General features: G+C 44.7%; 9 protein-coding genes. All 9 read right to left on the bottom strand.

Annotation, left to right across the window (positions count from 1 at the left end; translation table 11 throughout):
• Window positions 1-312 (bottom strand): hypothetical protein (locus TM5383_RS17275; RefSeq protein ID WP_024185109.1); only part of this gene is annotated, 312 nt, incomplete at its 3' end.
• Between the two features lie 110 nt (window positions 313-422).
• Window positions 423-1706, bottom strand: a complete 1284-nt coding sequence (locus TM5383_RS17270) for a major capsid protein (protein ID WP_000065572.1) — start codon at window positions 1704-1706, stop codon at window positions 423-425.
• A gap of 36 nt (window positions 1707-1742) precedes the next feature.
• The gene (locus tag TM5383_RS17265) at window positions 1743-1859 is read right to left on the bottom strand and encodes a phage DNA packaging protein J (RefSeq protein WP_000033471.1); all 117 of its coding nucleotides are present in this window, start codon (window positions 1857-1859) and stop codon (window positions 1743-1745) included.
• The gene (locus TM5383_RS17260) at window positions 1859-2317 is read right to left on the bottom strand and encodes a scaffolding protein D (protein WP_000084700.1); all 459 of its coding nucleotides are present in this window, start codon (window positions 2315-2317) and stop codon (window positions 1859-1861) included. The genes TM5383_RS17265 and TM5383_RS17260 overlap by 1 nt, the downstream gene beginning before the upstream one ends.
• Entirely contained in the window at window positions 2314-2553 is a 240-nt protein-coding gene (locus tag TM5383_RS17255) for a phage DNA packaging protein C (protein WP_016670801.1), read from the bottom strand. Before TM5383_RS17255 ends, TM5383_RS17260 begins: the two co-directional genes overlap by 4 nt.
• On the bottom strand, window positions 2486-2638 hold the full coding sequence (locus TM5383_RS17250) for a hypothetical protein (protein ID WP_435988044.1): 153 nt from the start codon (window positions 2636-2638) through the stop codon (window positions 2486-2488). The genes TM5383_RS17255 and TM5383_RS17250 overlap by 68 nt, the downstream gene beginning before the upstream one ends.
• Complete coding sequence (locus tag TM5383_RS17245) at window positions 2571-4112, bottom strand: replication endonuclease (protein ID WP_000252566.1); 1542 nt, start codon at window positions 4110-4112, stop codon at window positions 2571-2573. The genes TM5383_RS17250 and TM5383_RS17245 overlap by 68 nt, the downstream gene beginning before the upstream one ends.
• Before the next feature lie 63 nt (window positions 4113-4175).
• Window positions 4176-5162 (bottom strand): Minor spike protein, encoded by a 987-nt coding sequence (locus TM5383_RS17240; protein ID WP_000466547.1) that lies wholly within the window; start codon window positions 5160-5162, stop codon window positions 4176-4178.
• An 8-nt stretch (window positions 5163-5170) separates the two neighbouring features.
• Complete coding sequence (locus TM5383_RS17235) at window positions 5171-5320, bottom strand: hypothetical protein (RefSeq protein ID WP_001407184.1); 150 nt, start codon at window positions 5318-5320, stop codon at window positions 5171-5173.
• Between the last annotated feature and the right edge of the window lie 10 nt (window positions 5321-5330).

The following is a 5330-nucleotide window of genomic DNA, read 5'->3' as shown; positions in this document are numbered from 1 at the left end:
CGGGAGGGTAGTCGGAACCGAAGAAGACTCAAAGCGAACCAAACAGGCAAAAAATTTAGGGTCGGCATCAAAAGCAATATCAGCACCAACAGAAACAACCTGATTAGCGGCGTTGACAGATGTATCCATCTGAATGCAATGAAGAAAACCACCATTACCAGCATTAACCGTCAAACTATCAAAATATAACGTTGACGATGTAGCTTTAGGTGTCTGTAAAACAGGTGCCGAAGAAGCTGGAGTAACAGAAGTGAGAACCAGCTTATCAGAAAAAAAGTTTGAATTATGGCGAGAAATAAAAGTCTGAAACATGATTAAACTCCTAAGCAGAAAACCTACCGCGCTTCGCTTGGTCAACCCCTCAGCGGCAAAAATTAAAATTTTTACCGCTTCGGCGTTATAACCTCACACTCAATCTTTTATCACGAAGTCATGATTGAATCGCGAGTGGTCGGCAGATTGCGATAAACGGTCACATTAAATTTAACCTGACTATTCCACTGCAACAACTGAACGGACTGGAAACACTGGTCATAATCATGGTGGCGAATAAGTACGCGTTCTTGCAAATCACCAGAAGGCGGTTCCTGAATGAATGGGAAGCCTTCAAGAAGGTGATAAGCAGGAGAAACATACGAAGGCGCATAACGATACCACTGACCCTCAGCAATCTTAAACTTCTTAGACGAATCACCAGAACGGAAAACATCCTTCATAGAAATTTCACGCGGCGGCAAGTTGCCATACAAAACAGGGTCGCCAGCAATATCGGTATAAGTCAAAGCACCTTTAGCGTTAAGGTACTGAATCTCTTTAGTCGCAGTAGGCGGAAAACGAACAAGCGCAAGAGTAAACATAGTGCCATGCTCAGGAACAAAGAAACGCGGCACAGAATGTTTATAGGTCTGTTGAACACGACCAGAAAACTGGCCTAACGACGTTTGGTCAGTTCCATCAACATCATAGCCAGATGCCCAGAGATTAGAGCGCATGACAAGTAAAGGACGGTTGTCAGCGTCATAAGAGGTTTTACCTCCAAATGAAGAAATAACATCATGGTAACGCTGCATGAAGTAATCACGTTCTTGGTCAGTATGCAAATTAGCATAAGCAGCTTGCAGACCCATAATGTCAATAGATGTGGTAGAAGTCGTCATTTGGCGAGAAAGCTCAGTCTCAGGAGGAAGCGGAGCAGTCCAAATGTTTTTGAGATGGCAGCAACGGAAACCATAACGAGCATCATCTTGATTAAGCTCATTAGGGTTAGCCTCGGTACGGTCAGGCATCCACGGCGCTTTAAAATAGTTGTTATAGATATTCAAATAACCCTGAAACAAATGCTTAGGGATTTTATTGGTATCAGGGTTAATCGTGCCAAGAAAAGCGGCATGGTCAATATAACCAGTAGTGTTAACAGTCGGGAGAGGAGTGGCATTAACACCATCCTTCATGAACTTAATCCACTGTTCACCATAAACGTGACGATGAGGGACATAAAAAGTAAAAATGTCTACAGTAGAGTCAATAGCAAGGCCACGACGCAATGGAGAAAGACGGAGAGCGCCAACGGCGTCCATCTCGAAGGAGTCGCCAGCGATAACCGGAGTAGTTGAAATGGTAATAAGACGACCAATCTGACCAGCAAGGAAGCCAAGATGGGAAAGGTCATGCGGCATACGCTCGGCGCCAGTTTGAATATTAGACATAATTTATCCTCAAGTAAGGGGCCGAAGCCCCTGCAATTAAAATTGTTGACCACCTACATACCAAAGACGAGCGCCTTTACGCTTGCCTTTAGTACCTCGCAACGGCTGCGGACGACCAGGGCGAGCGCCAGAACGTTTTTTACCTTTAGACATTACATCACTCCTTCTGCACGTAATTTTTGACGCACGTTTTCTTCTGCGTCAGTAAGAACGTCAGTGTTTCCTGCGCGTACACGCAAGGTAAACGCGAACAATTCAGCGGCTTTAACCGGACGCTCGACGCCATTAATAATGTTTTCCGTAAATTCAGCGCCTTCCATGATGAGACAGGCCGTTTGAATGTTGACGGGATGAACATAATAAGCAATGACGGCAGCAATAAACTCAACAGGAGCAGGAAAGCGAGGGTATCCTACAAAGTCCAGCGTACCATAAACGCAAGCCTCAACGCAGCGACGAGCACGAGAGCGGTCAGTAGCAATCCAAACTTTGTTACTCGTCAGAAAATCGAAATCATCTTCGGTTAAATCCAAAACGGCAGAAGCCTGAATGAGCTTAATAGAGGCCAAAGCGGTCTGGAAACGTACGGATTGTTCAGTAACTTGACTCATGATTTCTTACCTATTAGTGGTTGAACAGCATCGGACTCAGATAGTAATCCACGCTCTTTTAAAATGTCAACAAGAGAATCTCTACCATGAACAAAATGTGACTCATATCTAAACCAGTCCTTGACGAACGTGCCAAGCATATTAAGCCACTTCTCCTCATCCAACGCGTCAGTTTTTGACAGAATCGTTAGTTGATGGCGAAAGGTCGCAAAGTAAGAGCTTCTCGAGCTGCGCAAGGATAGGTCGAATTTTCTCATTTTCCGCCAGCAGTCCACTTCGATTTAATTCGTAAACAAGCAGTAGTAATTCCTGCTTTATCAAGATAATTTTTCGACTCATCAGAAATATCCGAAAGTGTTAACTTCTGCGTCATGGAAGCGATAAAACTCTGCAGGTTGGATACGCCAATCATTTTTATCGAAGCGCGCATAAATTTGAGCAGATTTGTCGTCACAGGTTGCGCCGCCAAAACGTCGGCTACAGTAACTTTTCCCAGCCTCAATCTCATCTCTCTTTTTGCGTTCTGCTTCAATATCTGGTTGAACGGCGTCGCGTCGTAACCCAGCTTGGTAAGTTGGATTAAGCACTCCGTGGACAGATTTGTCATTGTGAGCATTTTCATCCCGAAGTTGCGGCTCATTCTGATTCTGAACAGCTTCTTGGGAAGTAGCGACAGCTTGGTTTTTAGTGAGTTGTTCCATTCTTTAGCTCCTAGACCTTTAGCAGCAAGGTCCATATCTGACTTTTTGTTAACGTATTTAGCCACATAGAAACCAACAGCCATATAACTGGTAGCTTTAAGCGGCTCACCTTTAGCATCAACAGGCCACAACCAACCAGAACGTGAAAAAGCGTCCTGCGTGTAGCGAACTGCGATGGGCATACTGTAACCATAAGGCCACGTATTTTGCAAGCTATTTAACTGGCGGCGATTGCGTACCCGACGACCAAAATTAGGGTCAACGCTACCTGTAGGAAGTGTCCGCATAAAGTGCACCGCATGGAAATGAAGACGGCCATTAGCTGTACCATACTCAGGCACACAAAAATACTGATAGCAGTCGGCGTGTGAATCATTAGCCTTGCGACCCTCGGCAGCAAGAACCATACGACCAATATCACGAAAATAGTCACGCAAAGCATTGGGATTATCATAAAACGCCTCTAATCGGTCGTCAGCCAACGTGAGAGTGTCAAAAACGATAAACCAACCATCAGCATGAGCCTGTCGCATTGCATTCATCAAACGCTGAATAGCAAAGCCTCTACGCGATTTCATAGTGGAGGCCTCCAGCAATCTTGAACACTCATCCTTAATACCTTTCTTTTTGGGGTAATTATACTCATCGCGAATATCCTTAAGAGGGCGTTCAGCAGCCAGCTTGCGGCAAAACTGCGTAACCGTCTTCTCGTTCTCTAAAAACCATTTTTCGTCCCCTTCGGGGCGGTGGTCTATAGTGTTATTAATATCAAGTTGGGGGAGCACATTGTAGCATTGTGCCAATTCATCCATTAACTTCTCAGTAACAGATACAAACTCATCACGAACGTCAGAAGCAGCCTTATGGCCGTCAACATACATATCACCATTATCGAACTCAACGCCCTGCATACGAAAAGACAGAATCTCTTCCAAGAGCTTGATGCGGTTATCCATCTGCTTATGGAAGCCAAGCATTGGGGATTGAGAAAGAGTAGAAATGCCACAAGCCTCAATAGCAGGTTTAAGAGCCTCGATACGCTCAAAGTCAAAATAATCAGCGTGACATTCAGAAGGGTAATAAGAACGAACCATAAAAAAGCCTCCAAGATTTGGAGGCATGAAAACATACAATTGGGAGGGTGTCAATCCTGACGGTTATTTCCTAGACAAATTAGAGCCAATACCATCAGCTTTACCGTCTTTCCAGAAATTGTTCCAAGTATCGGCAACAGCTTTATCAATACCATGAAAAATATCAACCACACCAGAAGCAGCATCAGTGACGACATTAGAAATATCCTTTGCAGTAGCGCCAATATGAGAAGAGCCATACCGCTGATTCTGCGTTTGCTGATGAACTAAGTCAACCTCAGCACTAACCTTGCGAGTCATTTCTTTGATTTGGTCATTGGTAAAATACTGACCAGCCGTTTGAGCTTGAGTAAGCATTTGGCGCATAATCTCGGAAACCTGCTGTTGCTTGGAAAGATTGGTGTTTTCCATAATAGACGCAACGCGAGCAGTAGACTCCTTCTGTTGATAAGCAAGCATCTCATTTTGTGCATATACCTGGTCTTTCGTATTCTGGCGTGAAGTCGCCGACTGAATGCCAGCAATCTCTTTTTGAGTCTCATTTTGCATCTCGGCAATCTCTTTCTGATTGTCCAGTTGCATTTTAGTAAGCTCTTTTTGATTCTCAAATCCGGCGTCAACCATACCAGCAGAGGAAGCATCAGCACCAGCACGCTCCCAAGCATTAAGCTCAGGAAATGCAGCAGCAAGATAATCACGAGTATCCTTTCCTTTATCAGCGGCAGACTTGCCACCAAGTCCAACCAAATCAAGCAACTTATCAGAAACGGCAGAAGTGCCAGCCTGCAACGTACCTTCAAGAAGTCCTTTACCAGCTTTAGCCATAGCACCAGAAACAAAACTAGGGACGGCCTCATCAGGGTTAGGAACATTAGAGCCTTGAATGGCAGATTTAATACCAGCATCACCCATGCCTACAGTATTGTTATCGGTAGCAAGCACATCACCTTGAATGCCACCGGAGGCGGCTTTTTGACCGCCTCCAAACAATTTAGACATGGCGCCACCAGCAAGAGCAGAAGCAATACCGCCAGCAATAGCACCAAACATAAATCACCTCACTTAAGTGGCTGGAGACAAATAATCTCTTTAATAACCTGATTCAGCGAAACCAATCCGCGGCATTTAGTAGCGGTAAAGTTAGACCAAACCATGAAACCAACATAAACATTATTGCCCGGCGTACGGGGAAGGACGTCAATAGTCACACAGTCCTTG

This window comes from Thalassovita mediterranea, from assembly GCF_001458435.1.
GTDB classification, from domain to species: domain Bacteria; phylum Pseudomonadota; class Alphaproteobacteria; order Rhodobacterales; family Rhodobacteraceae; genus Thalassobius; species Thalassobius mediterraneus.
The sequence above is the reverse complement of the archived record's forward strand: the minus strand, read 5'-3'. Positions and strand labels throughout refer to the sequence as shown.

Bases quoted from the DNA above. Each gene is read 5' to 3' on its own strand.
- TM5383_RS17265 (WP_000033471.1), bottom strand. From the start codon at position 1,859: ATGTCTAAAGGTAAAAAACGTTCTGGCGCTCGCCCTGGTCGTCCGCAG.
- TM5383_RS17240 (WP_000466547.1), bottom strand. From the start codon at position 5,162: ATGTTTGGTGCTATTGCTGGCGGTATTGCTTCTGCTCTTGCTGGTGGC.
- TM5383_RS17260 (WP_000084700.1), bottom strand. From the start codon at position 2,317: ATGAGTCAAGTTACTGAACAATCCGTACGTTTCCAGACCGCTTTGGCC.
- TM5383_RS17270 (WP_000065572.1), bottom strand. From the start codon at position 1,706: ATGTCTAATATTCAAACTGGCGCCGAGCGTATGCCGCATGACCTTTCC.
- TM5383_RS17245 (WP_000252566.1), bottom strand. From the start codon at position 4,112: ATGGTTCGTTCTTATTACCCTTCTGAATGTCACGCTGATTATTTTGAC.